This window comes from Caulobacter sp. FV2ps19 (assembly GCF_058681035.1).
Genome location: NZ_CM178729.1, coordinates 674,545 through 700,310, shown reverse-complemented (window position 1 = coordinate 700,310; position 25,766 = coordinate 674,545). Strand labels below are relative to the sequence as shown.

The following is a 25,766-nucleotide window of genomic DNA, read 5'->3' as shown; positions in this document are numbered from 1 at the left end:
AACACCGGTGCGCGATGCTGTGATCAGCCTGTGGATAAGCTGTCGATGTTTCACGTGGAACACTATTTGCCGATACAGAAGCTTGAAAACACCCGATCCAAGACATCCTCAGAGTCGATGCGCCCCGTGATCTTGGCCAGGGATCGCGCCGCCAGCCGCACATCTTCAGCGGCCAGCTCCACCGCCAGACCCACATCAGACAAGGCGCGCTCCAAATAGGTTCGCGCCTCCCGAAGACGTTCCGCATGCCTCAGCCGGGTGGCGGCCGGAAACTCTGATCCCGACAGGGCTGAAACCACGTGGGTCGTCAGGCGCGTCCTGAAGGCGTCGACCGCGTCGGCAGAGCGCGCGGTGAGCCGCTCCACGGTCAGTCCCTGAGCGGCAGGGTCGCCTTCCGCTTTCGCCACCAAGCCGGGCTCGGCGATATCGAGCTTGTTGATCGCCACCCAGTCGCCCGGCGTCAGAAGGTCCCGTCCCTCTCCGTCCAGCCGTTCCCCGTGGGAGCCGTCGACCACCCAGATCCGCAGATCCGCCTCAGCCGCCCAGGCGCGGGCGCGGCGAACCCCCTCGGCCTCAATCGCATCGCCGGTCTGGCGTAGCCCTGCGGTGTCGGCCAGAAGCACCCGATAGCCCCCGAGCACCATCGGGACCTCAATGATGTCCCGGGTCGTTCCGGCAATATCGGTGACGATCGCGGCTTCGCGCTGGGCCAGACCATTGAGCAAGGTGCTCTTGCCGGCATTGGGCGCACCGACGAGGGCGATGCGATAGCCGTCCCGCACCCGTCTTCCCCGTGACGCATCCGCCAGAGCGGCACCGATCTCGGCCTTCAAAACATCCAGCCCCGGCCGGGCGCGCGCCGCCACGTCCTCCGGAAGATCTTCGTCGGGAAAGTCGACGGCCGCTTCCAGCATGGCGAGGGCCTGTATCAACAGGTCGCGCCACCGGTCGTAACGCTGGCTCAACGCCCCGCCGACCTGGCCGAGGGCCTGCCGCCGCTGGGCCTCGGTCTCGGCGTCGATCAGATCGGCGACGCCCTCGGCCTGGGCCAGGTCCAGCTTGCCGTTCTCGAAGGCGCGGCGCGTGAACTCGCCCGGCTCGGCCAGACGCAAGCCATGAGCGGCCAGGGCTTCGAGGACCGCCTCGACCACAGCCCGTCCGCCATGCACGTGAAACTCGGCGGCGTCCTCGCCCGTATAGCTGGCCGGTCCTTCGAAAAAGAGCACCAGAGCCTCGTCGAGCTCGACCCCGTCATGGCGCAAACGCCGGAGGGCGGCCTGACGGGGCGGCGGGACCTTGCCCGCGAGCGCCGCCACGACTTTACGGGTGGCGGGTCCTGATACGCGCACCACAGCCACCGCCGCGCGCCCGGCCGCCGTGGCCGGGGCAAAGATCGTCTGGATCATCAGTCGCGCTTGGTCGCCGCCGCGCCCGCCGCAGCCGTCATCAGCTTGCGGAACTGGTCCTGGGCCCCGGCCCCGAACGCCATCCAGTTCTTCATCAGCTCCTCAGGGGCCAGCATCGCCATATTGGCGTCCATGCGCGACTGCATCTCCTTGACCAGATGGTCGTTGAGGCTGCTGACGTCGGGCAGGCCCAGAAAGGCGCGCGCCTCCACCGGCGTACAATCGATCTCAATGGTCATCTTCATGGCGGTTCCCTTAGGTCGGGGCACGATATTGTTATGGGCCAGGCCCGGCATGTCACGTTAGAGCGCTTTGGTCGAAAGTCACATCGACCCCATCCGACGGAGAGCCCCGATGAGCGACACCCTCACCATCACCACGCCTGACGGCGCCTTCTCGGCCTATGTGGCGCGGCCCCCGTCAAGTCCTGCACCCGCCATCGTCGTGATCCAGGAGATCTTCGGCGTCAACAAGGTGATGCGCGACATCTGCGACGGCCTAGCCGCCGCGGGCTTCATCGCGATCTGTCCGGACCTGTTCTGGCGGATCGAGCCCGGCATCGACATCACCGACCAGTCCGAAGCCGAATGGAAGCGCGCCTTTGAGCTGTTCAACGCGTTCGACGTGGACGCCGGTGTGGCGGACATCGCCGCGACCATCGCCGCCGCGCGCGCGATGCCCGGCGTGTCGGGCAAGGTCGGCGCGGTCGGCTATTGCCTGGGCGGCCTGCTCGCTTTCCTGACCGCAACCCGGACGGACGCCGACGCCTGCGTCTCCTATTACGGCGTAGGCCTGGAGAAGCACGTGGGCGAAGCCGACAAGCTGGCTCGGCCGCTGCTGATGCACATCGCCGAAAAGGACCAGTTCGTGCCGCCGGAAGCCCAGCAGGTGATCCTCGCCGCGCTGAAGGATCATCCGCAGATCGAGATCCATACCTATGCCGGTCGCGACCACGCCTTCGCCCGGGAGGGCGGCGCGCATTATGACGCCGCTGACGCCGCCAAGGCCAACGGCCGCAGCCTGACCTTCTTCAAGACCAACCTGGCCTGAACCGATGCAAGCCATCCAGATCCACAAGACCGGCGGCCCCGAGGTGCTGGAAGTCGTCGACCTTCCCGTCCCCACGCCCGGCGCGGGCCAGATCCTGATCCGCCACCAGGCCGTCGGTCTGAACTTTATCGACACCTATCACCGCTCGGGCCTCTATCCGATGAAGCTACCGGCCGTTCTGGGACTTGAGGCCTCCGGGGTTGTTGAGGCGCTCGGCCCAGACGTCAGCCGTTTCGCCGTCGGCGATCGCGTCGCCTATAACGGGACGATCGGGGCCTATAGCCAGGCAGCCGTCGTTCCGGCCGATCGCGCCGTCAAGGTTCCCGGCGCCGTCAGCCTCGAGATCGCGGCCGCGGTTCTGCTCAAGGGCATGACCGCCGAGTTCCTGGTCCGACGATGTTTTCACGTGGAACAGGGCCACACGGTTCTGATCCATGCCGGCGCGGGCGGGGTCGGCCAGATCCTGGTGCAATGGTGCAAGGCCCTGGGGGCCACTGTCATCACCACGGTCGGCTCGCCAGACAAGGCCGCCATCGTCCGCGACCTCGGCGCTGATCACGTGATCCTCTACCGCGACGAAGACGTCGCCGCCCGGGTGTCGGAGATCACCGGCGGACAGGGCGTGGCCGTGGTCTATGACGGCGTCGGCAAGGATACGTTCGACGCCAGTCTCAAGAGCCTGGCGCGACGCGGCGTTCTGGCCACCTTCGGCAATGCTTCAGGGGCCGTACCGCCCTTCTCGCCGTTGGATCTGGGCCCCAAGTCCCTGTTCGTGACCCGCCCCCGACTATTCGACTACATCGTCACGACCGAGGAACTGGACGAAAGCGCCCAGGCGTTGTTCGCGGTTCTGGCGTCCGGCGCGGTGAAGATCGATATCGGCCAGACCTTCCCGCTCGCCGAGGCCCGGGCCGCGCATGAAGCGCTCGAAGGCCGGCGTACGACCGGCGCTACCCTGCTTTTGCCGTAGGACCTGACCGGTCCGTCCAAGAAAAAAGCGCCGGGGTATGACCCCGGCGCTTTGCATTTCAGCCCTACCGTGACCGGTCAGGTGTTCATCGACTGGAAGAAGTCGCCATTGGTCTTGGACTGGCGCATCTTCTCAAGCAGGAACTCGATGGCGTCCGAGGCGCCCATCGGGTTGAGGATGCGGCGCAGGACATAGGTCTTCTGCAGCTGATCGCGTGGGGTGATCAGTTCTTCCTTGCGGGTGCCGGACTTCAGCACATCGATGGCCGGGAAGATCCGCTTGTCGGCGACCTTGCGGTCCAGGATGATTTCCGAATTGCCGGTGCCCTTGAACTCTTCGAAGATCACTTCGTCCATGCGGCTGCCGGTGTCGATCAGGGCGGTGGCGATGATCGACAGGCTGCCGCCCTCCTCCACATTCCGCGCCGCGCCGAAGAAGCGCTTGGGCCGTTGCAGAGCGTTGGCGTCGACGCCGCCGGTCAGCACCTTGCCCGACGACGGGACGGTGGTGTTGTAGGCCCGGCCCAGACGCGTCACCGAGTCCAGCAGGATGACGACGTCGCGCTTGTGCTCGACCAGGCGCTTGGCCTTTTCGATGACCATCTCGGCCACCTGAACGTGGCGGGTGGCCGGTTCGTCGAAGGTCGAGGCGATCACCTCGCCCTTCACGGTGCGCTGCATGTCGGTGACTTCTTCCGGGCGCTCATCGATCAGCAGGACGATCAGATAGCACTCGGGGTGATTGGTCTCGATCGACTTGGCGATGTTCTGCAGCATCACCGTCTTGCCGACCCGCGGCGGGGCGACGATCAGGCAGCGCTGACCCTTGCCCAGGGGCGCAACGATATCGATGATCCGGCCCGAGCGATCCTTCACGGTCGGATCGGGCAGCTCCATGTTCAGACGCTCTTCAGGATAGAGCGGCGTCAGGTTGTCGAAGTGGATCTTGTGCTTGACGTTGTCGGGGCTCTCGAAATTGATCAGGCCGACGCCGGTCAGGGCGAAATAGCGCTCGCCTTCGCGCGGGGCTCGAATGGCGCCGTCGACCGTGTCGCCGGTGCGCAGGCCATACTTGCGGATCTGCGAGGGCGAGACATAGATATCGTCAGGACCCGGAAGGTAGTTGGCCTCAGGCGAGCGCAGGAAGCCGAAACCGTCCTGCAGGACTTCCATGGTGCCCGAGCCCGAGATCTCCACGCCTTCCTCGGCGAGGGTCTTGAGGATCGCGAACATCATGTCCTGCTTGCGCATGGAATTGGCGTTCTCGACCTCGAAGGTCTCGGCGAAGGCCAGCAGGTCGGCCGGGGATTTCTCCTTCAGCTCCTGCAGCGACATGGTCTTCAGGCCCAGGGCGGCGATGGCGTCACTGACGCCCGAGCTGTCGTCGTCGCCGCCGTCCTCGGACTCGGCGCCGGGCGCTTCGGCCAGGGTGGTGGTGTCGACGGGCGTTTCCACAGTCTCGGAAACTTCGTTTTCGGTGTTCTCGGTCATGGTCAGACTCAAACGGGGGCGCGAACCGCGCGAGACACGGTCCGGCCGAAAAGGATTTCATTCTCACGCCAAACCCTAAAGCTCGGCGAGCGCGTCATGACGACGACGCGGATCGATTGGGGAACGGACCTTCGGAGCCAGGCTCCAGGGGGCGCGCCAGGACGGGCGCCAGTCCGTGAAAGACATCAGACCAAACGCGTGCCGTCAGGTCCGACGGTGATGGGAACCACAAGCCAGAGGTCGGGTCAAGCGGCGCCCGCTGTTCCCCGTCCTGAACGCTAATGGTTCAGGAACTTGGTCGTCACCGACAACACGATGATGATCGCCGCGATAAAGGGCAGTTCATTGGTCATCCGCCAGAACTTTTCCGTGCGGGTGTTCTGGTCATTGGCGAACTTGCGGCGCGCGCCGGCCATGAAGCCGTGCCAGCCGAACAGAAACAGCAGGGCGGCGATCTTGGTCAGCATCCAGGGCTGGAGCAGGAAACCCCAGCCGCGAATGGCGCTATCGGCGAAGATCAGGCCCAGCCCGAACAGCAGGGACAGGATCATGGCGGGATTGATGATGATCCGCAGGATCCGCCGTTCCGCTTCCTTGAACACCGTGTCCATCTTCGTGCCGGGCTCGACGCTCATGTGGTAGACGAAGATCCGGGGCAGCATCAGCATACCGGCCATCCAGGCGATGACCGAGATGATATGCAGGCCGCGCACCAGGTTGAAATGCTGGACCAGAAAATCGATCACGCCGTGGCTCCAGTCTTGCGAGGGCATTTCGTCAAATCGGCGCTGCAGCGCCAGGCGCAGGCCGGCTGTACGCCGTCCCGGGGCAGGGCTTCGACCACCGCCCTGGCCAGACCCGCGACAAAGCCGGGCTCAACGCCCAGGGCCGGGACCCGGATATAGGCGGGGCAACCGTCCTTGATCGCCAGTTCGCGATACTCGTGATCCAGTTCGACCAGGGTCTCAATATGCTCGGAGACGAAGGCGATAGGCGTCACCACCAGGGCCAGACCCTGCTGGCTCGCGGCGCGGATCTCGTCATCGGTCGAGGGGCCGATCCATTTCAGCGGCCCGACCCGACTCTGATAGCTGACCTTCCAGTCCCAGCCCTCGCCCAAACGAGCGGCGACCGCAGCTGCGGTGGCCTCGATCTGCTTTTGATAGGGATCGCCGCCCTCGATCACCTTCTCCGGCAAGCCATGGGCCGAAAACAGCAGTCGAGCGGGCTTGGGGCTGCCCGCCTTTTCATAGGTTTCGCGGATCAGCCGGGCATGGGCCTCGATCAGCGCCTCATCGGTGGGATAGCAGCACACCACATGGGTCTGGCCGGGACCCCGATAGGCCTTGTTCCACGCCTTCAAGGACGAGCCCGTCGTGGTGGTGGAAAACTGCGGATAGAGCGGCAGGATCACCACCTCGTCTGGCGCCCAGGCCTTCACCGCCTTGGCCGTCTCTTCGGTAAACGGCTTCCAGTAGCGCATGGCGATGAAGCACTGGGTCTCGGCGTCCGGCAGGACCTTGGCCAGGTCCGCCTGAAGCGCGGCCGCCTGCTTCTGCGTTTCCGGCAGCAAGGGCGAAGCGCCGCCCATGATCGCGTAATTGGCCTTGGCCGACTTTTCCCGGGTCGTCGAGATCAGGGCGGCGATCGGATAGCGGATGATCGCTGGCGCACCGATGATCGCCGGATCGCGAAACAGGTTGAACAGGAAAGGCCGCACCGCATCCGGTCCGTCTGGTCCGCCCAGATTGAACAGGACGACGGCGATCTTGCGGCGCGGGCTCATCGGCCGGTCACCCGGGCCAGGACATGCTCGACATGGGCGATGGGCGTATCGGGCAGGATGCCGTGACCCAGATTGAAGATATAGGGGCCCTGCCCCCACTGCTCGATCATCTGATCCACCCGGCGCAGCAGCTGGTCGCCGCCGGCCCGCAGCAGCAGCGGATCCAGGGCGCCCTGGATCGGCTTGATCTTCTGGATTCTCTGACCCATGGCCGCGCTGATTTGGGTGTCCAGCGCCACGCCCTGAACCGGCACGATCTCGGCATAGGCCTCGACCAGAGCGCCGGCCCCGCGCGGGAAGCCGATGACCGGAACCATGATCCCGCGATCGCGCAGACCCCTGAGGATCGCGGTATGCGGCTGGATGACCAAACGCTCGAACTGGGGTTCGGAAAGACCTTCGGCCCAGCTTTCGAACAGCTTCAGCACCTGAGCCCCAGCCGCTACCTGCATGGCCAGATAGTCGATGGTCGCCTCGACCAGGATGGCGATCAGCCGATCCAGCGCCTCGGGGTGTTGATAGGCATAGGTCCGCGCGCCGGTCCGGTCGCTGGATCCGCCCTCGATCATGTAGGTGGCCACCGTCCAGGGCGCGCCGGCGAAACCGATCAGGGCCCGCTCGGGCTCCAGGGCCGCGCGAACCCGGGTCAGGGTCTCGCCTACCCTGGACAAGGCGGCGCCGGCGTTACCCGCCAGATCGGCCATCGACTCGAGGGAAGGGAGCTCGCCCAGCTTGGGGCCTTCGCCCGGCTCGAACCACACCTTCTGGCCCAGGGCGCCGGGGATCAGCAGGATGTCGGCGAAGACAATGGCCGCGTCATAAGGAAAGCGCCGCATCGGCTGCAGCGTCACCTCGGCGGCCTTTTCCGGATCGAAACAGAAGCTGATGAAATCCGGCGCGGTGGCCCGCACGGCCCGGTACTCCGGCAGATAGCGACCCGCCTGGCGCATGAACCAGACGGGCGGGTGCTCGAAGGACTGGCCCGAGAGGACCGACAACAGCTTGGGTGTTACGGAGAGCGTCATGCAGGGCGTTAAATCCCGTCCCGCGCTTGGGCTCAAGCCCGAAGGCCAATCTTCATTTCTTAATAAGATCTTAAGTTTGGAAGCAGGAGAGGCTGGGCAAGTGCGAACTGGGGAAAACCCGCTGTCGGCGGCGGACTCGCACACCCCATCCCGCCTTTTGCCCACGATCCCCCACAAGGGGATCAAGCCCTGTGAAGTCCGGGGATGGATGGCTACGGCCTTGCGTTTCTTAATGAATGATTAATGACACCGAGGCCGATTAGGGTCTCGTTAACCTTTTTTCCCGTGACGCGGGATCACGTCGATCCAAGATCGAGGGATGCGGCCTGGGCTTGGGGATGTTACGCGGTCAAAACGGCCGTTGATCACAGCGGCGACAGGACATGACGCCCAGGGACGGTTTTGGCGCCCGGGTGTCCCCAGAGGCAGGCCAAGTGGTTAAGCAACCGTTAACGGATGATCCACAGGAAGGTGCGAGCGCCGGAGCCGAGGGCGACAGTCCCACGCCCCGTTTCGCGACCTATTTCCATATTCACCTGGTCTCGGACTCCACCGGCGAGACCCTCAACGCCATGGCTCGCGCGGTCTGCGCGCGGTTTACCGATATCCTGCCCATCGAGCACATCTACGCCCTGGTGCGCTCCACCCGGCAGCTTGACCGGGCGCTCGAGGAGATCGCCGGCGCGCCCGGCGTGGTGATGCACACCATCATCGATCCGGGCCTGCGCACCGCGCTGGAGGAAGGCTGCCGCCGGCTTGAGATGCCCTGTATCGCGGCGCTGGACCCGGTGGTCAGCGCCATGTCGCGCTATCTGGGCGCGCGGATCTCCACGCGGGTCGGCGCGCAGCACACGCTGAACAACGACTATTTCGACCGGATCGACGCCCTCGACTACGCCATCGCCCATGATGACGGCCAGGGCGGTCAGGACCTGACCCGAGCCGATGTCATTCTGGTGGGGGTGTCGCGCACCTCCAAGACCCCGACCTGCATCTATCTGGCCCATCGCGGGGTGCGGGCCGCCAATGTGCCGCTGGTGCCCGGCCGGCCGCCGCCCAGCGAGCTGTTCGAGCTGAAAAACACCCTGATCGTCGGCCTGATGACCACGCCAGACCGGCTGATCCAGATCCGGCGCAACCGGCTTCTGTCCCTGAAGGAAGATCGCGAGAGCGACTATATCGACACCGACTCGGTGCGCGCCGAGATCATCGCCGCCCGACGCCTGTTCGAGAAGATGGGCTGGCCGATCATCGACGTCACCCGCCGTTCGGTCGAGGAGACCGCCGCGGCGATCATCAACCTGTTGTCGGGCGGTCGCGGCCAGGTCGAGGTGCTGGGATGAGCCGCACGGCCGTCACCCTGGCGTCCAGGAGCGCCGCGCGGCAGGCGATCCTGCGCAATGCCGGCGTCGAATTCGAGGCGGTCGTCGCTGGCGTCGACGAAGACGCCGCCAAGGCCGGGCTGCTGGCCGAGGGCGGCAGTCCGCGCGAGGTCGCCGACGCCCTGGCCGAGATGAAGGCGGTCAAGGTCTCGACCAAGCGACCGGGCCTGGTGATCGGCGCCGACCAGACCCTGGATTTCGCCGGGCGGTTGATCGACAAGGTCGAAACCCTGGATCAGGCTCGCGCCCTGCTTCAGGAGCTGCGCGGCCAGACCCACAAGCTGCACTCGGCCGTGGTCGTGGCCCAGGGCGGCCGGCCGATCTGGCGGGTGGTGCAGAGCGCCAAGCTGTCGGTGCGGCCGTTCAGCGACGCCTGGCTCGACGGCTATCTGGCGCGGCGCGGCGAACACATCCTGCACTGCGTCGGCTGCTACGAGCTGGAAAGCGAAGGCGTGCAGCTGTTTGACGCCATCGACGGCGACTATTTCACCATACTGGGTCTGCCTCTGGTGGGCCTGCTGGATTTCCTGCGTCTTCATGGAGCCCTCGAGACATGAGTTCGTCCCCTGGGGCCGCGATCGACAGACCCGCGATCACTAGACCCGCGATCACTGGCGCGGCGACCGTCGCTGGAGTGTGCGGCGCGCCGATCCGCCATTCGATGAGCCCGCTGATCCACAATGCCTGGATCGCCGCCGCCGGCCTGGACGCGGTCTATGCGCCTTTCGCGCCGACGCCGGATCGTTTCGAGACCTTCATCGAGGGTTTGCGCGGCGGGGCGGTGCGCGGACTGAACGTCACCATCCCCTTCAAGGAACGCGCCCTGGCCGTGGCCGACACCGCCAGCGACCTGGCCCGGATGGCCGGCGCGGCCAATCTGCTGATCTTCGAGGCCGACGGAACGATCCGCGCCGACAATACCGACGGTCCCGGCCTGCTGGGGGCGATCGAGGCCCAGGCCTCCGGCTATGATGTCGCCTCGGCGCCGGTGGTGGTGCTGGGGGCCGGCGGCGCGGCGCGCGGCGCCATCGCGGCCCTGCTGCTGGCCGGCGCGCCCCAGGTCAGCCTGATCAATCGCACCCTGGCCCGGGCCCACGCGCTGGTGGAAACCTTCGGCTCGCGGGTCGTGGCCGTGCCGGAAGAGGACCTGGCCGATCACCTGACGCAGGCGGGGCTGGTGATCAACGCCACGTCCCTGGGCCTGGGCGGCGGCGATGGCCCAGCGGCTCAGCTGGACCTGACCCCCATCGAGGCGGTGATCGTCGACATGGTCTATAAGCCCCTGCGCACCGAGTTCCTGCATCGCGCGGCCGCCGCCGGTCGTCGCACGGTGGATGGCTTGGAGATGCTGTTGCGCCAGGCGGTCCCCTCTTTTGAGGCCTTTTACGGTCAGGCCCCGCCGGCTTCGGTCGATGTCCGGGCGATGGCCCTGCGCCATCTGGGCGAGGTCTAGGCCATGATCATCCTGGGTCTCACCGGCTCGATCGGCATGGGCAAGTCGACCACCTCGGCGATGTTCGAGGCCCTGGGCGTTCCGGTCTATGATTCCGACGCCGCCGTGCATGCGCTCTATGCCGAAGGGGGCGCGGCGGTCGGACCGGTCGAGGCGGCCTTTCCCGGGGTCGTGGTCGACGGGGCCATTGACCGGGCCCGGCTCAGCGCGGCGGTGGTCGGCGATCCCGAGGCGCTGGCCAAGCTGGAGGCCATCGTCCATCCGCTGGTCGGGGCCCATCGCCTGGGCTTTTTCGAACACGCCAAGACCGACGGCCACGATATCGTCGTGCTCGATGTGCCGCTGCTCTATGAGACCGGCGGCGACAAGAAGGTCGACAAGGTGGTGGTGGTCTCGGCCCCCGCCGAGGTGCAGCGAGCCCGGGTCCTGGCCCGGCCGGGCATGGACGCCGCCAAGTTCGAGGCCATCCTGGCCCGCCAGACGCCGGACGCTGAAAAGCGGGCCCGTGCCGATTTCGTCATCGACACCAGCCAGGGCCTGGAGTCCGCCCGTAAACAGGTTGTGGCGATCCTCCACAGCCTGCGACATCCTGGGTGACTTGATGGGGCCGCCGAACCGGCCCATTGAATCGCCATGGCCCGGGAAATCATCCTCGACACCGAAACCACCGGCTTTGATCCGAAGACGGGCGACCGTCTGGTCGAAATCGGCTGTATCGAGGTCCTCGACTTCATGCCCACGGGCAAGTCGTTCCACGAATATTGCGATCCCCTGCGCGACATGCCGGCCGAGGCCGAGAAGGTCCACGGCCTGTCCAGCGCCTTCCTGACCGGCAAGCCGAAGTTTGAGGCGATCGCCGACAGGTTCCTGGAGTTCGTCGGTGACTCCGTCGTGGTCGCGCACAACGCCGCCTTCGACCGCAGCTTCGTCAATTTCGAGCTGCAGAAATGCGGACGCGGCATTCTGCCCGAGAGCCAGTGGGTCGACACCCTGGCCATGGCCAAGAAGCGTTTTCCGGGCATGTACAATTCCCTCGACGCCCTCTGTAAGCGCTACAAGATCAGCCTGGACAGCCGCGACAAGCACGGGGCCCTGATCGACGCCCACCTGCTGGCCGAGGTCTATCTGGAGCTGCAGGGCGGCAAGGAACGCGCCCTGGAACTGACCGCCGTCGTCACCGCCGAGATGACCGCCCAGCTGACGGCCGGCGCCTACGGCGCCCGCCCCCGGCCCCTGGCGGCTCGGTCCACCGAGGCGGAGCGCGAGATCCATGTCGAATGGATCCAGTCCACCCTGAAGGACAAGGCCGTCTGGGTGAAGCTGGGTTTGGTCAACCTGCCGCACTGATCGTGGGCTCCTGAAGGTCGTCGTCTGGCGCAATCCGTCCTCTTGCCCCCTCCGCGCCTGCGGCGCTCCTCCCCTGAAGGGGGAGCGCTATCGCCTATGACCACAACGTTTGTCATCCCGGACGAGCGCGCAGCGCGAAGATCCGGGACCGACGCCTGAACTCAGCGCTTCCGGCGGTCCCGGATCGGCGCCCGGCTTCGCCCGGCTTGTCCGGGATGACAGCTGTCTTCGCAGTCAGACCTTAGGCCGCCGCCGGCGTCGCCACGCCCTTGGTCGGACGATATTGCGCGGCGTCGGTGGTGAATTCGGCGTGGCCGTAGCGCGCCAGATTGCGGCGCAGCTGGCGCACCAGATCGCGGTCGGCCAGATCTCTCAGGCCGGGGATCTTCAGCGCCAGGCCATAGGCGGCCATGCGGCTGGTGATGATCGCGGCGACGAGCAGGAACAGGGCGCGGTCAGCGAGCGTGATCCGCACGCCCATCCGGGCGGCCGCCTGCACGTCGCCCCCCAGGAAATGGCGCAGGAAGAAGGCCTTGGCGAAACCCCGCTCGACGGTGTCGAACAGGCGATTGCGCCAGGACCGGTCGGGCGGCAGATAGGCCGCCAGGGTGGCGCGCACCAGGGCGCCGCAGGTTTCGTCATCAAAGCCCCGGCGCAGGGTCTGGTTGCGGGCGGTCATGGTCTGGACGACGCCCACCGGCGTGTCGGCCAGCAGGTCCTCGGGCAGGCCCAGCAGATAGCAGCGATAGCGGCTCAGCTCGACCTTGGCGCGTTCGGCCGGGGTGAAGGTGGTTCGGCCCTGACGCAGCAGCTTGTAGCTGAGCAGGAAGATCGGGATCAGCCCGGCCGGCATCTGGTCGACCTGCGGGATCGGCACGCCATAGACCTTCGAATCCCAGGCGCCGGGCCGGCGCAGGGCGTTGAAGCGCACCATCGAATGCATCAGCCGCACCATGGCGGCGGCCTTGAAGCCTTCACCGTGCCGCTCCAGCGCGTCCGGCAGCAGGGTGGTGGTGAAGAAGCTGGCGGTTTCATTGACCCGCCGGGCGGCCGTTTCGGCCCCCAGGGTTCCGGTCAGGGCCATGGGCAGGGCCGCATACTTGTTCATGAAGGTGGCGACGAACGCGCCGCGAATGGCGAAGGGCGAGAGATTGGCGGCGGCGTTGCGGTCCAGCCGGGCGCCTTCGCGCACCAGGTCCATGTCCACCCAGTCGGGCACGTGCTCCAGGTCGCGGAGGAAGGCGATCAGCTCCGGCGGCGCGTCGGCAACCGCCTCAATCCCCTTGTCGCAGGCCAGGGTCAGCATGCCGATCAGGCCGCGAAAGCCGTATTGCGGCATCAGGCCGGCATAGGCGTCGGCCACCCGGTCGCCCAGCAGGGTATAGGCGGCGACCAGGGCGATCTGGTCGGGCGTCGGCTCGGCCCCGGCCACGCCCCTGGGCGCGACGCTGTCGGCCGGATCGTCGGTATAGCGCTCGGGCGTGTGGTCGAAATCGATATCGCCATAGAGCTCGGGCTGGCGGGTCTTCTGGTCCGCGATCCTGGCCCGGACCTGCGCGATCGTGCCGTTCATGCTCGAAATCCTCTCGATGAAAGACGGTCCCTCGCCTTGATTCCGAGCTTATGTAAGCATTGCTCATGTTTCTACTCGCCTTGACGGGCGAGCGCGTTTCGCGGGAAGGCCTTGATCAAGTGACTGAAAAATATAGACGAACGCCGAGACAGGCGCGCGCCGAAGCCACGGTCGAGGCGATTTTCGACGCGACCTTTCAACTTCTGGAGGCCGGCGGGGTCGAGGCCCTGACCACCAACCACATCGCCCAGCGGGCCGGGGTGAGCATCGGCACGCTCTACCAATATTTCGGCGACAAGCAGCAGATCCTGACGGCCATGGCCCAGCGTCGGGCCGAGGCGGCGCGGGGCAAGATCGCCCAGACCCTGATCGCCGCGCCGCAGCTGGGCAGCGTCCGGCCGATCGTCCAGGCCCTGATGACCACGTTCGAGGGCTCCCCCGAGACCCGCAAGGCTCTGCTGGACGCGCTGTTCCATCGCGGCGGCGAGACGGTGATGCTGCAGCACCACCAGGCCTTTCTGGCGGCGATCGGCGGCAAGGCGCAGCTCAATCTGGATCTGTCGCCGGAGTCCTTGTTTGTCCTGACCCACGCCGTGGCCAGCCTGCTGCGGGCGGCGGCGGCGGAACCCGACCTGGCCCTGTCGCCGGCCGTCCTGGAGGACGAGTTCGTGCTGTTGATGGAGAGCTATCTGTCCGCGCTGATCGCGCGAGGGCGGCGTTAGATATCTCAGCCGCCTTGCGTCCTTCGAGGCCCGCCCCAAGCAAGAAGGGGCGGGCGCCTCAGGATGAGGTCCGTTCTCTGAAGTCCTCATCCTGAGGTGCGAGGCGCAGCCGAGCCTCGAAGGACGCAGCGCGTCTAAAGCTTCAGATCCGCCGTCACCGGCGCATGGTCGCTGGGCCGCTCCCATTCGCGCACCGTGTCATGCACCTTCGACGACACCTTGCCGTCGACAAAGGCCGCGTCGCGCAGGCCGGGGCTGGCCAGGATGTGGTCCAGGCGCAGGCCGCGGTTGGACTTGCGGAAGTCGGCGGCGCGATAGCTCCACCACGAAAACAGCTTTTCCGGCTCGGGCGTGGCCAGGCGGGGCAGGTCCAGCAGGTTCATCGACTGGATCATCGCGTCGAAGGCCTCAAGCTCGACCGGCGTGTGGCTGACCACCTTCAACATCTGGCGGTGGCTCCAGACGTCGTTCTCGCCCGGGGCGATATTGAGGTCGCCGGTGACGATCAGCGGATCCCGGGGATCACGCTTTTTCAGGGCGGCGGTCAGGGTCTCGTAGAAGTCCAGCTTGTGGTCGAACTTGGGATTGCCGATCCGGTCGGGCGTGTCGCCGCCGGCCGGGATGTAGAAGTTCTGGATGTCGACGCCGGCCACCTTGACCGCCACGCAGCGGGCATGGCCCTCGCGGCAGTTCATCAGGGTCGGGACGTCCTCGAACGGCAGGCGCGAGGCGATGGCCACCCCATGCCAGCCCTTTTGCCCGGCGATCTTCAGGTGCGGCAGGCCGGCGGCGATGAAGGCTTCGCGCGGAAACTCGGCCTCCTGGCACTTGATCTCCTGCAGGCACAGAACGTCGGGGGCCTGTTCGTCGACGAAGCGGGCCACCTGCTCGGCGCGCAGGCGGACGGAGTTCACATTCCAGGTGGCGAGACGCAGGCGCATGGTCTGGCTCTAGAGCGCGACCGGCCAAAGGGAAAGCCGGTTTTCGCGGTCGCCGGGCGCTGAACACAAAAACGCCCGGACGCGTCAGGCGTCCGGGCGAAAGTGGGGTCTCTCATGCCGCGGCCGGGAGGGGATAGTATCCGGCACGGTTTGCGAAGAGCGGGTCGGGCGCTCGTCGCCATGCGTGTTAAATATGCCACGGCCTAATTTTTAGTCAAGTGAAAAGCGCGTTGATTCTTGCATGTTGTGAGAATGTCACATTTTACCCCTTGTAGGGGCGGCGGCGAGGATCGGTCAGGACGAAGAGCTTGGGATCCAGGGCGCCGGTCTTTTCGAGATCCACCAGACGCACGCGGATCTGGCCGCCCTTGACGTCATTGATGGTCCAGCCGATCAGCGAGACCGGCCCGTTGCTGAAATCCAGACTGATCTTGCCCAGGGTCTGGCGCTTGGCGTCCTGGGCCACGATCGTGAAGCCGTCGGCCAGCTTGCGCACATCGGTGATGATCACGCCGCGATCCAGCCGCACCTCGCGGGCCAGCAGCAGGGCCAGGGGCGTGCGGCTGAGCGGATAGCTCTCGAAGGTCTTCAGGCGGCTGTCGAAGATGTTGACGTTATTGCCGTTGCTAACCACCAGCAGGCCGGACGCGCCTTCATAGTCAAAGCGCGCCTTGCCGGGACGCTGCAGATAGAGCGTGCCCTGGGTGACCGTGCCGCGCTGGTCTGTCTGAATGAACCGGCCCTTGGCCGACGATAGGCCCTGGATATAGTCGGTGGCCTTCTGGACCAGCGCGTTCTGTTCGGCCGTCAGGGTCGCGGGCTTGGGGGCGCCAGACTGGGCGAGCACTGGCGCGCCGAACGCGGCGGCGGCCAGGCTGGCGCCGGCGGCGGCGATCAGGGCGCGGCGGGTGGTCGGGGTGTCGGTCATGCGATCTCCTTGAACGTGAACCTTTGCCCTGACGCGGTGACGAGCGAAAGACTGATCCGGGGCCATTTGACGGCGGTGCGATGAAGCGCCGTTCAGGTTGGGGTCGGTGAGGAACGCAGGAGCGGGGCCGTGGGTTGCCAGCCTTCAGCGCTTGGGTTCGACCTTGATACCTATAGGTCCGCAACGTTCAGATTGGGATCGGCGTTCAGTCGAAGGCGCCGGATCGCCAATCACCAGGTGAGTGTTGTCCCGCCACCGGAGGGATAAAGGCCACTCACCGTGGACGGTGAAGGCGGTGCACTCCGAGAAGGGAACGTCGACACGCCGAACAACTACGTCCCGGCTAAGTGAACAGCCTGCGCCACAGTCGCTAAACTCGATGCGCGCCTCATAGCGCCCGTTTGGCGATTGAGATCGTTCGAAAACGGTGGTGCTGGATCCCACCCAAATTTCAAGCACAATCACCGCGACCGCAATGAGGGGCAGCGCGGCGGCCGCCACGATCAAAGGTGAGGCCGCGATCCAACCCACAGCCAGTAGAATACGGCGCGCATGCATACCGATTAGATCTCTAGAAGCTCGTGCTGATTGTGACTGGCCTGATCAGCATCTGTAACGGTTTCCAAGCCGACCCTCGCGGTCGGTGCGATCCTTAAATCTCTTGGAGGCTGCAGCGTGCAGGGCGGATCAGGTCAGTCAAGGCCCGGTCTGCGACCGGCCGCTTCGCGGCGACGCGAAGCGTCGGCCTTGAGTGACCTGATCCGCCCTGCGATCGTCTCGCCGTGAGATTTAAGGATGGCTCCGTCCTAGGGACGGAAGCCGGCAACGCGTCCCGGAGGGTCGACATGCCCCGCTTCGCAACCTTGCTGTTCGATCTTGGCGGCGTTCTGGTCGAGAACACCCACCTCGACGACCTGCCGAGCCTTGTTCCCGATCATCTCCCCCGGAACGATCTGCATGACCTCTGGCTCAGCTCTCCGGCGGTGCGGCAGTTCGAGAGGGGCCAGATTGACGCCGTGACGTTCTCCGCACGGTTCGTGAGCGAGTGGAACCTGGCGCTCACGCCCAGCGCCTTCCTGGACCGGGTGGCCGCGTGGCCCAAAGGCCTCTATCCGGGCGCCGCCGATCTCCTGACCGCGCTGCGACGCAGGCATCAGGTCGCCTATCTCAGCAATTCCAACGCCCTGCACTGGGCTGGATTTTCAACGATCCTCCCGTACGCCGATCGGGCCTTTTCGTCCCACCTCTGTGGCCTGGTAAAGCCCGACCCAGACGTCTTCGACTTCGTGATCTCCGAACTGGATGTCGAGCCGGGCGCGATCTGCTTTTTCGACGACTCGCCGAGCAATGTTCAGGCGGCGCGAAGAGCGGGCATGGAGGCGCACCTCACCAAGGGTTTTGGCGAGCTGACGTCCAGACTGGGAATACTCGGGCTCGTTTGAGCGCCGTGCCTACTTCTTCGCGTCCTTGACCGCGTCCTTCAGCTCGCCCTGCTTCACATTGCCGACGACCTGATCGGTCTTGCCCTGTTTCTTCAGGTCCTTGTCGCCGATCACCGTGCCGACGCCGGACTCGATCTTGCCGACCGTCTCCTGCTTGCGGCCGGCGTCGCGGTCGCAGGCGCCCAAGCCGGCCATCGTGAGAGTCAGAGTCAGGGCGAGGAACGGATTGCGCAGGGGGGTCATGGTCGAAACTCCGCTTGAGGCTTGATCAGAGCTGTCAAACGCAAGCGGAGCCATAATGATCCGTGGCTAAAGCCCCGGCGGCGGCGGCGCCAGGATCTCGCGCTTGCCGGCGTGGTTGGCGGCGCCGACCACGCCTTCCTTTTCCATCCGCTCCATCAGGGACGCGGCGCGGTTGTAGCCGATCTGCAGACGGCGCTGGATGTAGCTGGTCGAGGCCTTGCGGTCGCGGGTGACCACGGCGACGGCGTTGTCATAGAGGTCATTGGCCCCGCCCTCCCCGGCGAAGGCGCCCTCGATGGCCTCTTCCTGCTCTTCGTCGCCGCCGGCGGTGACCTCTTCCAGATAGTTGGGCGTGCCCTGGTCGCGCAGGAACTTGGCCACCGCCTCGACCTCGCCGTCGCTGACGAACGGGCCATGCAGACGAGTGACCCGCCCGCCGCCGGCCATGTAGAGCATGTCGCCCTGGCCCAGCAGTTGCTCGGCGCCCTGCTCGCCCAGGATGGTGCGGGCGTCGATCTTGCTGGTCACCTGGAAGCTGATCCGGGTGGGGAAGTTGGCCTTGATGGTGCCGGTGATCACGTCGACCGACGGGCGCTGGGTGGCCATGATCAGGTGGATGCCGGCGGCGCGGGCCATCTGGGCCAGACGCTGCACGGCGCCTTCGATATCCTTGCCCGCCACCATCATCAGGTCGGCGACCTCGTCGATGACGACAACCAGATACGGCATGGGCTCGGGACGGATCTGCTCGGTCTCGTAGATCGGCCGGCCGGCGTCGTCGAAACCCGTCTGCACGGTGCGTTCAAAGTGCTCGCCTTTGGCCAGGGCCTCGTTGGCCTTGTCGTTGAAGCCCGCGACATTGCGCACGCCGATCTTGGACATCCGCCGATAGCGGTCCTCCATTTCGCGCACGGTCCATTTCAGGGCGACGATGGCCTTCTTGGGATCGGTGACGACCGGGGCCAGCAGGTGCGGGATGCCGTCATAGACCGACAGTTCCAGCATCTTGGGGTCGATCATGATGAAGCGGCACTTGTCCGGCGGCAGCTTGTAGAGGATCGACAGGATGATGGCGTTGACCCCGACCGACTTGCCCGAGCCGGTGGTGCCGGCGATCAGCAGGTGGGGCATCTTGGCCAGGTCGGCGATATAGGGCTCCCCGCCGATGGTCTCGCCCAGGGCCATGGGCAGGATCGAGGTGGACTTGTCGTAGTCGTTGCTGGACAGCAGGTCGCGCAGATAGACGGTCTCGCGCTTGGAATTGGGCATTTCGATGCCGATGGCGTTGCGGCCCTGGGCCACGGCCACGCGGCACGAGATGACGCTCATCGAGCGGGCGATGTCGTCGGCCAGGGCCACGACCCGGGCGGTCTTGACGCCGGGGGCCGGCACCAGCTCGTACATGGTGACCACGGGGCCGGGGCGGATCTGGTCGATCTGGCCCTTGACCCCGAACTCGGCCAGCACGCTTTCCAGCAGGCGGGCGTTCTGGCGCAGGGCGGCGGCGTCGACCTCGGACGAGCGCGGCTTGGCCTTGGCCAGCATGGCCAGTTCCGGCAGCTGGAAGCCGCCGTCGTCGTTGAAATTGAAGGCCTTTTGCTGTTCGCGCTGTTCGCGGCCGCTGTCCTTGGGCAAGGTCTTGGGCTTGGCGATGGCCAGGGGCCGGGCCGAGATGGCGTCGATATCGTCGTCGTCATCGTGATCATCAGAGACGACCGGCGGCGGGGTATAGGCCTGTTCCGGGGGTTCGGCCTGCGGTCGGGCGGGACGGCGCGGCGGCGCCGGCGTTTCGACGCTCTTGCGGGCGCGAGCGGGCTTGGGGGCCGGAGCGGGCTCGGGCTCGGGCCGCAGACGCGGCTGCAGGGCGCCGCCCACGGCCTGGACGATGGCTTCGGGATCAAAGCGACGGAAGCCGATGGCGTAGCCCAGGGCGACCGCGGCGGCGATGGCCAGCACGAGGGCGGCGAATACGGTGGCGCCCGGTATGCGGGCGAAGTGGAAGACGCCGGCCAGCATGTGCAGCAGACCATCCCCCCAGAATCCGCCCAGACCCTTTTCCAGAGGCCAGGCTGCGGGGGGGCGGGGCGCCGATAGCAGACCGGCCAGGGCCATCAGGCCCAGGACGCCGATCCCGGCCCGAAGGCGAAGGTCGCGACGGGCGCCGGCCGGATCGGCCTGCGACACCCGGGTGACGCCAAACACCAGCATCAGCAGGGCGGCGCCCCAGCCGGCCAGACCCATGGACTGGATCATGACGTCGGCGATGGCGGCGCCCGTTCCGCCCAGGGCGTTGGTGGCGTCGGCGCCGGTCGAGGCGTTCAGGCTGGGATCAGCGGGATTATAGGTGGCGACGGCCAGCAGCAGGCCGCCGCCGACCACGGTGACCAGGCCCCCCCGGAAACGCGCCGACCAGGGCTGATCCCAGCCATAGCGGACCGCATCCCAGAAGAGCTCCGTCGTTGTACGCCGCGCCGCTCGCGCCATGAAATGCCCCAGGTACCAAGTCCAAACGCGGATGTTATGCGCCAAGAGGGTTAAGGGGCGTTTACGGCGTTCGTTTGCGGGCGATTCAGAAAATCGCCGATCACGGCTTCGAACAACGCCGACGTCACGCCCTTGGACCGCAAGCCTTCAGGTTCCCGAGCGCAAACACGGCCCTGGCGATGCGGTGGTGTGTACGTCGAGTCTGTGGGCCCTCGGCCGCGATATTTCACCCGGATGATATTGACGGCCGTTTTTATCCGGGTAAATAAATTCACATCCCTGTGAGCGGTCACGGGACTTCAGGAGAAGCCAGCGATGAAGCGCTTGGAAACCAATGGCGTCGAACTGGCTTGCGACGCGTTCGGAACGCCGTCCGACGAGACCATTCTGCTGATTGCGGGATTGGGCACGCAAATGATCCGATGGACCGCGCCCTTCTGTCTCGAACTCGCGGCGCGCGGTTACCATGTGATCCGCTTCGACAATCGCGACGCCGGCGGCTCGACGCATATCAGCGGCCGGGCCCCGCCGGATTTTGGTGATCTGGCGGCCGCGCTCAGGGCCGGACGACTACCGGACGTCCCCTACACGCTCCACGATATGGCGGCGGATGCGGTCGGGCTGCTTGACGCCCTGGCCATCGGCCGAGCCCACCTCGTCGGTCGATCCATGGGCGGCATGATTGCGCAGATCATGGCGTGTGAGTATCCCGACCGCGTCCTTTCTCTGACCTCGATCATGTCGAGCACCGGCAATCCAGCGCTTCCGCAGCCCGCGCCGGATGTCATGGCGATGATGGCGGGCCCGACCCCGGACCCCATCTTGGACGAAGCGGGATACGTGGCCCATGGCCTCGCCTTCGCGCGCCGCATCGCCGGCGGCGGCTACCCGTTCGATGAGGCCGCCGCCGGCCGTCTCCTTCTCGAGGAGCTGCGTCGCGCCGGCGATCGCCAGGGCTTCGGGCGGCAGATCGCGGCGATCGCCGTGGCCGGCGACCGCCGGCCGCAACTCGCGACGGTGACCGCGCCGACGCTGGTCATTCACGGGAGCGATGATCCGCTTTTTCCGCCAGCCTGCGGCAAGGATACGGCCGCGTCGATTCCCGGCGCGGAGCTTATGCTCATCGGAGGCATGGGGCACGACCTTCCGGCCCAACTGTATGCCGCGGTCGCCGGGGCCATCGACCGGACAGCGAGAACCTGTCGGTAGGCCGCTTCGGCGGCCTTCCCGCCTGAAAAGCCCTGGCGCAGGCCGCCCCTAAGCCGCCTCCAGCCTTAGCGGGCCGCCCCAGAAGCTCTCGACCAGGCCGTTCTGCGGGCCCGGGGTTCCGGTGGTGAGGAAGGTCCGCGAGCCGCCGGTTCCGGGATCAAACTCCGGATGGCGCGACAGATAGAGCTCCAGCGCGTCGGCCGTGGCGGCGGGCTGCTGGATCAGCGGGGTGCCGGCCGGCAGGGCGGCGCGGAAGATGTCGGCGATGATCTCATAGTGGGTGCAGCCCAGCACCACGCGGTCAGGATAGCGGCCGATGCGGCTCTTCAGCGTCTCGACATGGGCCTCGACGGCCTTGGCCAGGTCGACCACGCCGGCGTCGGCCTCGATCATCGGGACGAGGTCGGGGCAAGGCTGGGAAAACACCGCCAGGTCCTGTTTGCGCTTGTCGATCTCGATCTCATAGACCCGCGAGCGCGTGGTGGCCGGGGTCGAGAACACGCCCAGCACGTCCAGCTGCTCGACCTTGTCGCCGCGTCGTTCGGCCTCGTGCTCCCAGGGCAGGCCGGTGGCCGCCTCGATGGTCGGCACGATGATGCCCAGGATATTGGCCGGGCGGCCGAGGGTCTTGCGATAGCCGGGCAGCCAGGTCTGCTGCAGCCGGCGCAGGGCGATGGCGCTGGCGGTGTTGCAGGCCAGGACCACCAGGCTGGCGCCGGTGTCGAACAGGCGCTCGCAACCCGCGCGGGTGAGATCGACGATCTCCTCGCCGGACCGGCCGCCATAGGGCGCATTGGCCTGGTCGGCCAGATAGGTGAAGTCCGCCTGCGGGAGGCGTTGCACGAGGGCGCGGTGGACGGACAGCCCGCCTACGCCAGAGTCAAAAACACCGATGGACATGCCCGTGCTTTAGACCGACCCGGGATTTTCGTCCACGGCCCCGCCGGTTTTGCGCAAAGGTTACGGTCCTGTCATGTGACGCGCGCCCGGGGCTGGCCTAGGGTCTGGGCCAACATCCACCGGAGATCCTCCGTGCAACGTCGTACCTTTCTCGCCTCGGCCGCCGCCACCGGCGTCGCCGCGACCCTCAACCCCGGCCTGACCCTGGCCGCGGAGACCAACCCGATGCTCGCCAAGTGGACCGGTCCCTATGGCGGCGTGCCCGCTTTCGACAAGGTCAAGGTGTCCGACTTCAAACCGGCCGCCGAGGCGGCGATGGCCATGAACCTTGCCGAGGTGGACGCCATCGCGGCCAATCCCGCGCCGCCGACCTTTGAAAACACCATCGCCGCCCTGGAAGACAGCGGCCGGGCCCTGTCGGACTTCTATTGTTTCTACGGCATCTGGGGCGGAAACCTGAGCTCGCCCGAGTTTCAGGTCGTTGAGGAAGAACTCGACACCAAACTGGCCAGCCTGGGCGACAAGATCACCCAGAACGCCGCGCTCTTCAAACGCATCGAGGCGGTCTACAATTCGCCGGACAAGGCCAAGCTCACGCCCGAACAGCAGCGGGTTCTGTGGATCTACTACACCAATTTCGTGCGGGCCGGCGCCAAGCTGGATCCGGCCGCCAAGGCCCGGGTCGCGGCGATCAACACCGAGATGGCCGGCTATTTCACCAGGTTCAGCCAGAACCTGCTGGCCGATGAGAACACCTTCATCGAGCTGACCGCCGCCGACCTTGTCGGCCTGCCGGAGTCGCTCAAGGCCAACGCCGCCTCCAGCGCCGCCCAGCGCAAGCTCCCGGGCAAGTCGATCATCGTCAACACCCGCTCCAGCGTGGATCCTTACCTGACCTATTCGCCGGTGCGCGCCACCCGCGAAAAGGTCTGGAAGGCCTTCGTCAATCGCGGCGACAATGGCGGGGCCACCGACAACAACGCCCTGATCGCCAAGATCCTGAAGCTGCGCGTCGAGCGCGCCAAGCTGCTGGGCTACAAGACCCACGCCCACTGGCGCCTGGAAAACGCCATGGCCAAGACGCCTGAAAGCGCCATGGGCCTGATGGAGGCGGTGTGGACGCCGGCCATCGCCCAGGTGGCGATCGACGTGGCGGCCATGCAGGCCATCGTCGACCAGGAAGGCGGCGGCTTCAAGATCGAGCCGTGGGACTATCGCTACTATGCCGAGAAGGTCCGCAAGGCCAAGTACGATCTCGATATGAACGAGGTGAAGCCGTACATGCAGCTGGACAAGCTGCGCGAGGCGATGTTCTGGGCCTCGGGCGAGGTCTATGGCTTCCAGTACAGCAAGGTCGAAGGCCTGCCAGTCTATCACGAGGACATCACCGTCTATGAGGTGACCCGTGGCGGCAAGCATGTGGGCCTGTGGTACTTCGATCCCTATGCCCGCGAGGGCAAGCGTTCGGGCGCCTGGATGAACGCCTATCGCACCCAGGAACGGTTCCGGGGCGAGATCACCACGATCGTCTCGAACAATTCCAACTTCATCAAGGGCGCGCCCGGCGAGCCGGTGCTGATCTCGTGGGATGACGCCACCACCCTGTTCCACGAATTTGGCCACGCCATCCATGGCCTCAACGCCAACGCCACCTATCCGACGGTGTCGGGCACCAACGTGGCGCGCGACTATGTGGAGTTCCCAAGCCAGCTGAACGAGCACTGGCTGCCCACGCCGCAGGTGCTGAGCAAGTTCTGCGTTCACTACAAGACCGGCGAGCCGATCCCCCAGGCCCTGGTCGACAAGATCAAGGCGGCGGGCACGTTCAACCAGGGCTTCGACACCACCGAATATCTGGCCAGCGCCCTGATCGACATGAAGCTGCACCTGGCCGGCGATGTCGATATCGATCCGGACGCGTTCGAACGCGAGGAACTGGCCAAGCTCAATATGCCCAAGGAGATCGTCATGCGGCACCGCACGCCGCAGTTTGGTCACGTGTTCTCCGGCGACGGCTATTCGGCCGGCTATTACAGCTATCTGTGGGCCGACACCCTGACGGCCGATGTCGCCGAAGCCTTCCAGGAGGCGCCGGGCGGTTTCTATGACAAGCCGGCCGGCCAGCGGCTGATCGAAACGATCATGTCGAAGGGCAATTCGGTCGATCCGGTCGATCAGTTCAAGGCCTTCCGCGGCCGCGATGTGAAGATCGGCGCCCTGATGCGCGATCGGGGCTTTCCGGTTCCGCAGGGGGCTTAGGCGCCGGGGCCCTCTCCCCTTGCGGGAGAGGGAGGCCCCGGCCAAGCCGGGGTCGGGTGAGGGGTTTCTCGGCCTGTCCGGCGCGACCCCTCATCGATCATCCTTCGGATGACACCTTCTCCCGCAAGAGGAGAAGGACCCTTGAAGGCTGCGAGGAGTCGCCATGGCCGCTTTGAAGACCCTCTTGCCGGTTCTGGCGATGGCCCTGGCATTCTCCGCCGGCGCGTCACGGGCCCAGACCGTCGATCTGATCTCGCAAGACCCCGGCAGCGCGGTGGTCGAGGAACTAACGGTGGTGGCCCGCGCGCCCGGGCCGGCGATCTGGCTGGTCGAGAAGAACGGCGCCAAACTCTACGTCATCGGCTCGGCCATTCCCCTGCCTCACCAGCTGGCCTGGAAGAGCCCGCGCCTGGAGCGGGCCCTGGATCAGGCCGACGTGCTGCTGATCCCGCCCAAGGCCTCGGTCGGCCCGGCCCAGATCGCCGGTTTCGTGCTGCGCGGCGGCGCGGGTCTGCGCCAGGGTCTCGGCGACAAGCTGGATGATGATCTGCCGCCGGATCTGAAGGCGCGTTTCGCCGCCGCCCGAAGCCGGGCCGGCAAGGACGCCAAGGCCTATCAGAACTGGACGCCGGCCGTCGCCGGCTTCTTGCTACTGTCGGATTTCCGCCAGGCGGCCGGCCTGTCCGAAGCCAAGCCCGTCAGCACGCTGGAGCGGATGGCCAAGGCCCGCAAGCTGAAGATCAGGGCGGTGGGCCAGTACCGGATGAGCGCGGTGGTCAAGGCCGCCGGCAAGCTCGACAGGGCCGCCCAGCTGGCCTGCCTGACTGACGCCCTCGATGAACTGGACTATGAGGGCGGACGCCCCAGAACGATCGGCTCGGACTGGGCGCAGGGCGATCTGGCCAGCGTCCGCGCCCGCTATTCGGCCAGCGCCGCCCAGCGCTGCCTGCTGCGTTCGCCCGGCGGGGCCAGGCTGCTGGACCAGCAGATCGCCCAGTCGGCCGACGCTCTTTCGGACGTTCTGAACAAGCCCGGCGTCGCGGTGGCGGTGGTCGACCTGGCCTATCTGCTACCGGCCAACGGCGTGCTCGACCGCCTGAAGGCGGGCGGGGCCACGGTGACCTCGCCGTCGGATTGACGTGGGACCAGCCTTGCG

At 66.3% G+C, this 25,766-nt stretch carries 24 protein-coding genes and 1 pseudogene; 12 read left to right on the top strand and 13 right to left on the bottom strand.

Annotated elements, in window-relative coordinates; all coding sequences use genetic code 11:
- Window positions 1–62: 62 nt before the first annotated feature.
- Window positions 63–1,406: a tRNA uridine-5-carboxymethylaminomethyl(34) synthesis GTPase MnmE gene (mnmE, locus tag ACW18B_RS03310; protein WP_492049531.1), complete on the bottom strand. Its 1,344-nt coding sequence runs from the start codon at window positions 1,404–1,406 to the stop codon at window positions 63–65.
- Window positions 1,406–1,651, bottom strand: coding sequence for a DUF6489 family protein (locus ACW18B_RS03305; RefSeq protein ID WP_492049529.1), 246 nt, complete (start codon window positions 1,649–1,651; stop codon window positions 1,406–1,408). The genes mnmE and ACW18B_RS03305 overlap by 1 nt, the downstream gene beginning before the upstream one ends.
- Before the next feature lie 109 nt (window positions 1,652–1,760).
- Here ACW18B_RS03305 and ACW18B_RS03300 point away from each other — a divergent pair, with 109 nt between their 5' ends.
- Together ACW18B_RS03300 and ACW18B_RS03295 are read left to right on the top strand one after the other, a co-directional pair.
- Window positions 1,761–2,456: a dienelactone hydrolase family protein gene (locus ACW18B_RS03300; RefSeq protein ID WP_492049527.1), complete on the top strand. Its 696-nt coding sequence runs from the start codon at window positions 1,761–1,763 to the stop codon at window positions 2,454–2,456.
- Window positions 2,457–2,460: 4 nt separating this feature from the next.
- Window positions 2,461–3,426 carry a quinone oxidoreductase family protein gene (locus tag ACW18B_RS03295; protein ID WP_492049525.1) on the top strand — a complete coding sequence of 322 codons (966 nt, stop codon included), beginning with the start codon at window positions 2,461–2,463 and terminating at the stop codon, window positions 3,424–3,426.
- Between the two features lie 77 nt (window positions 3,427–3,503).
- On the opposite strand, the gene rho is transcribed toward ACW18B_RS03295, so the two are convergent.
- From rho to hemE, 4 genes are all read right to left on the bottom strand, one after another.
- Window positions 3,504–4,916 carry a transcription termination factor Rho gene (gene rho, locus ACW18B_RS03290; protein WP_492049523.1) on the bottom strand — a complete coding sequence of 471 codons (1,413 nt, stop codon included), beginning with the start codon at window positions 4,914–4,916 and terminating at the stop codon, window positions 3,504–3,506.
- Window positions 4,917–5,194: 278 nt separating this feature from the next.
- Window positions 5,195–5,662 (bottom strand): CopD family protein, encoded by a 468-nt coding sequence (locus ACW18B_RS03285; protein WP_492049522.1) that lies wholly within the window; start codon window positions 5,660–5,662, stop codon window positions 5,195–5,197.
- Window positions 5,659–6,702: a ferrochelatase gene (gene hemH / locus ACW18B_RS03280; RefSeq protein WP_492049520.1), complete on the bottom strand. Its 1,044-nt coding sequence runs from the start codon at window positions 6,700–6,702 to the stop codon at window positions 5,659–5,661. Before hemH ends, ACW18B_RS03285 begins: the two co-directional genes overlap by 4 nt.
- Entirely contained in the window at window positions 6,699–7,727 is a 1,029-nt protein-coding gene (hemE, locus tag ACW18B_RS03275; RefSeq protein ID WP_492049518.1) for a uroporphyrinogen decarboxylase, read from the bottom strand. Before hemE ends, hemH begins: the two co-directional genes overlap by 4 nt.
- A 434-nt stretch (window positions 7,728–8,161) precedes the next feature.
- Between hemE and ACW18B_RS03270 the strand changes: the two genes are divergently transcribed.
- From ACW18B_RS03270 to dnaQ, 5 genes are read left to right on the top strand one after another with little or no spacing between them, the layout of a single operon-like run.
- Window positions 8,162–9,070: a pyruvate, water dikinase regulatory protein gene (locus ACW18B_RS03270; RefSeq protein WP_492049516.1), complete on the top strand. Its 909-nt coding sequence runs from the start codon at window positions 8,162–8,164 to the stop codon at window positions 9,068–9,070.
- The gene (locus ACW18B_RS03265) at window positions 9,067–9,666 is read left to right on the top strand and encodes a Maf family protein (protein WP_492049514.1); all 600 of its coding nucleotides are present in this window, start codon (window positions 9,067–9,069) and stop codon (window positions 9,664–9,666) included. Before ACW18B_RS03270 ends, ACW18B_RS03265 begins: the two co-directional genes overlap by 4 nt.
- Window positions 9,663–10,562, top strand: a complete 900-nt coding sequence (gene aroE, locus ACW18B_RS03260) for a shikimate dehydrogenase (RefSeq protein ID WP_492049512.1) — start codon at window positions 9,663–9,665, stop codon at window positions 10,560–10,562. The genes ACW18B_RS03265 and aroE overlap by 4 nt, the downstream gene beginning before the upstream one ends.
- A gap of 3 nt (window positions 10,563–10,565) precedes the next feature.
- Window positions 10,566–11,159 (top strand): dephospho-CoA kinase, encoded by a 594-nt coding sequence (gene coaE / locus ACW18B_RS03255; protein ID WP_492049510.1) that lies wholly within the window; start codon window positions 10,566–10,568, stop codon window positions 11,157–11,159.
- Window positions 11,160–11,195: 36 nt separating this feature from the next.
- Complete coding sequence (gene dnaQ / locus ACW18B_RS03250; RefSeq protein WP_492049508.1) at window positions 11,196–11,909, top strand: DNA polymerase III subunit epsilon; 714 nt, start codon at window positions 11,196–11,198, stop codon at window positions 11,907–11,909.
- 241 nt (window positions 11,910–12,150) lie between these two features.
- Here the strand turns inward: dnaQ and ACW18B_RS03245 are convergent, their stop codons facing one another.
- Complete coding sequence (locus ACW18B_RS03245) at window positions 12,151–13,482, bottom strand: oxygenase MpaB family protein (protein ID WP_492049506.1); 1,332 nt, start codon at window positions 13,480–13,482, stop codon at window positions 12,151–12,153.
- Window positions 13,483–13,601: 119 nt separating this feature from the next.
- Here ACW18B_RS03245 and ACW18B_RS03240 point away from each other — a divergent pair, with 119 nt between their 5' ends.
- The gene (locus ACW18B_RS03240; protein WP_492049504.1) at window positions 13,602–14,204 is read left to right on the top strand and encodes a TetR/AcrR family transcriptional regulator; all 603 of its coding nucleotides are present in this window, start codon (window positions 13,602–13,604) and stop codon (window positions 14,202–14,204) included.
- A gap of 6 nt (window positions 14,205–14,210) precedes the next feature.
- On the opposite strand, the pseudogene ACW18B_RS03235 reads toward ACW18B_RS03240, so the two are convergent.
- The 3 genes and pseudogenes from ACW18B_RS03235 to ACW18B_RS03225 all read right to left on the bottom strand — a co-directional run.
- Window positions 14,211–14,313, bottom strand: a pseudogene (locus tag ACW18B_RS03235) (hypothetical protein); the annotation flags it as partial.
- Between the two features lie 25 nt (window positions 14,314–14,338).
- Window positions 14,339–15,145 (bottom strand): exodeoxyribonuclease III, encoded by an 807-nt coding sequence (locus ACW18B_RS03230; protein WP_492049502.1) that lies wholly within the window; start codon window positions 15,143–15,145, stop codon window positions 14,339–14,341.
- A gap of 262 nt (window positions 15,146–15,407) precedes the next feature.
- Entirely contained in the window at window positions 15,408–16,073 is a 666-nt protein-coding gene (locus ACW18B_RS03225) for an outer-membrane lipoprotein carrier protein LolA (RefSeq protein WP_492049500.1), read from the bottom strand.
- An 845-nt stretch (window positions 16,074–16,918) separates the two neighbouring features.
- On the opposite strand from ACW18B_RS03225, the gene ACW18B_RS03220 reads away from it, so the two are divergent.
- Entirely contained in the window at window positions 16,919–17,515 is a 597-nt protein-coding gene (locus ACW18B_RS03220; RefSeq protein ID WP_492049498.1) for an HAD-IA family hydrolase, read from the top strand.
- A gap of 9 nt (window positions 17,516–17,524) precedes the next feature.
- Here the strand turns inward: ACW18B_RS03220 and ACW18B_RS03215 are convergent, their stop codons facing one another.
- Complete coding sequence (locus tag ACW18B_RS03215) at window positions 17,525–17,758, bottom strand: hypothetical protein (RefSeq protein ID WP_492049496.1); 234 nt, start codon at window positions 17,756–17,758, stop codon at window positions 17,525–17,527.
- A gap of 66 nt (window positions 17,759–17,824) precedes the next feature.
- Window positions 17,825–20,242 carry an FtsK/SpoIIIE family DNA translocase gene (locus ACW18B_RS03210; RefSeq protein WP_492049494.1) on the bottom strand — a complete coding sequence of 806 codons (2,418 nt, stop codon included), beginning with the start codon at window positions 20,240–20,242 and terminating at the stop codon, window positions 17,825–17,827.
- Window positions 20,243–20,557: 315 nt separating this feature from the next.
- On the opposite strand from ACW18B_RS03210, the gene ACW18B_RS03205 reads away from it, so the two are divergent.
- A complete protein-coding gene (locus ACW18B_RS03205) occupies window positions 20,558–21,451 on the top strand; it encodes an alpha/beta fold hydrolase (protein WP_492049492.1) in 894 nt (297 codons plus the stop codon).
- Window positions 21,452–21,499: 48 nt separating this feature from the next.
- Here the strand turns inward: ACW18B_RS03205 and ACW18B_RS03200 are convergent, their stop codons facing one another.
- On the bottom strand, window positions 21,500–22,351 hold the full coding sequence (locus ACW18B_RS03200; RefSeq protein WP_492049490.1) for a glutamate racemase: 852 nt from the start codon (window positions 22,349–22,351) through the stop codon (window positions 21,500–21,502).
- Between the two features lie 132 nt (window positions 22,352–22,483).
- Between ACW18B_RS03200 and ACW18B_RS03195 the strand changes: the two genes are divergently transcribed.
- Together ACW18B_RS03195 and ACW18B_RS03190 are read left to right on the top strand one after the other, a co-directional pair.
- Entirely contained in the window at window positions 22,484–24,610 is a 2,127-nt protein-coding gene (locus ACW18B_RS03195; protein WP_492049488.1) for a M3 family metallopeptidase, read from the top strand.
- Between the two features lie 163 nt (window positions 24,611–24,773).
- Window positions 24,774–25,748, top strand: a complete 975-nt coding sequence (locus tag ACW18B_RS03190) for a TraB/GumN family protein (protein ID WP_492049486.1) — start codon at window positions 24,774–24,776, stop codon at window positions 25,746–25,748.
- Window positions 25,749–25,766 lie beyond the last annotated feature (18 nt).

Bases quoted from the DNA above. Each gene is read 5' to 3' on its own strand.
- ACW18B_RS03245 (WP_492049506.1), bottom strand. From the start codon at position 13,482: ATGAACGGCACGATCGCGCAGGTCCGGGCCAGGATCGCGGACCAGAAG.
- rho (WP_492049523.1), bottom strand. From the start codon at position 4,916: ATGACCGAGAACACCGAAAACGAAGTTTCCGAGACTGTGGAAACGCCC.
- ACW18B_RS03205 (WP_492049492.1), top strand. From the start codon at position 20,558: ATGAAGCGCTTGGAAACCAATGGCGTCGAACTGGCTTGCGACGCGTTC.
- ACW18B_RS03210 (WP_492049494.1), bottom strand. From the start codon at position 20,242: ATGGCGCGAGCGGCGCGGCGTACAACGACGGAGCTCTTCTGGGATGCG.
- aroE (WP_492049512.1), top strand. From the start codon at position 9,663: ATGAGTTCGTCCCCTGGGGCCGCGATCGACAGACCCGCGATCACTAGA.
- ACW18B_RS03265 (WP_492049514.1), top strand. From the start codon at position 9,067: ATGAGCCGCACGGCCGTCACCCTGGCGTCCAGGAGCGCCGCGCGGCAG.
- ACW18B_RS03225 (WP_492049500.1), bottom strand. From the start codon at position 16,073: ATGACCGACACCCCGACCACCCGCCGCGCCCTGATCGCCGCCGCCGGC.
- ACW18B_RS03220 (WP_492049498.1), top strand. From the start codon at position 16,919: ATGCCCCGCTTCGCAACCTTGCTGTTCGATCTTGGCGGCGTTCTGGTC.
- ACW18B_RS03230 (WP_492049502.1), bottom strand. From the start codon at position 15,145: ATGCGCCTGCGTCTCGCCACCTGGAATGTGAACTCCGTCCGCCTGCGC.
- hemH (WP_492049520.1), bottom strand. From the start codon at position 6,702: ATGAGCCCGCGCCGCAAGATCGCCGTCGTCCTGTTCAATCTGGGCGGA.
- ACW18B_RS03190 (WP_492049486.1), top strand. From the start codon at position 24,774: ATGGCCGCTTTGAAGACCCTCTTGCCGGTTCTGGCGATGGCCCTGGCA.
- dnaQ (WP_492049508.1), top strand. From the start codon at position 11,196: ATGGCCCGGGAAATCATCCTCGACACCGAAACCACCGGCTTTGATCCG.
- ACW18B_RS03305 (WP_492049529.1), bottom strand. From the start codon at position 1,651: ATGAAGATGACCATTGAGATCGATTGTACGCCGGTGGAGGCGCGCGCC.
- hemE (WP_492049518.1), bottom strand. From the start codon at position 7,727: ATGACGCTCTCCGTAACACCCAAGCTGTTGTCGGTCCTCTCGGGCCAG.
- ACW18B_RS03200 (WP_492049490.1), bottom strand. From the start codon at position 22,351: ATGTCCATCGGTGTTTTTGACTCTGGCGTAGGCGGGCTGTCCGTCCAC.
- ACW18B_RS03300 (WP_492049527.1), top strand. From the start codon at position 1,761: ATGAGCGACACCCTCACCATCACCACGCCTGACGGCGCCTTCTCGGCC.
- ACW18B_RS03295 (WP_492049525.1), top strand. From the start codon at position 2,461: ATGCAAGCCATCCAGATCCACAAGACCGGCGGCCCCGAGGTGCTGGAA.
- coaE (WP_492049510.1), top strand. From the start codon at position 10,566: ATGATCATCCTGGGTCTCACCGGCTCGATCGGCATGGGCAAGTCGACC.
- ACW18B_RS03215 (WP_492049496.1), bottom strand. From the start codon at position 17,758: ATGACCCCCCTGCGCAATCCGTTCCTCGCCCTGACTCTGACTCTCACG.
- mnmE (WP_492049531.1), bottom strand. From the start codon at position 1,406: ATGATCCAGACGATCTTTGCCCCGGCCACGGCGGCCGGGCGCGCGGCG.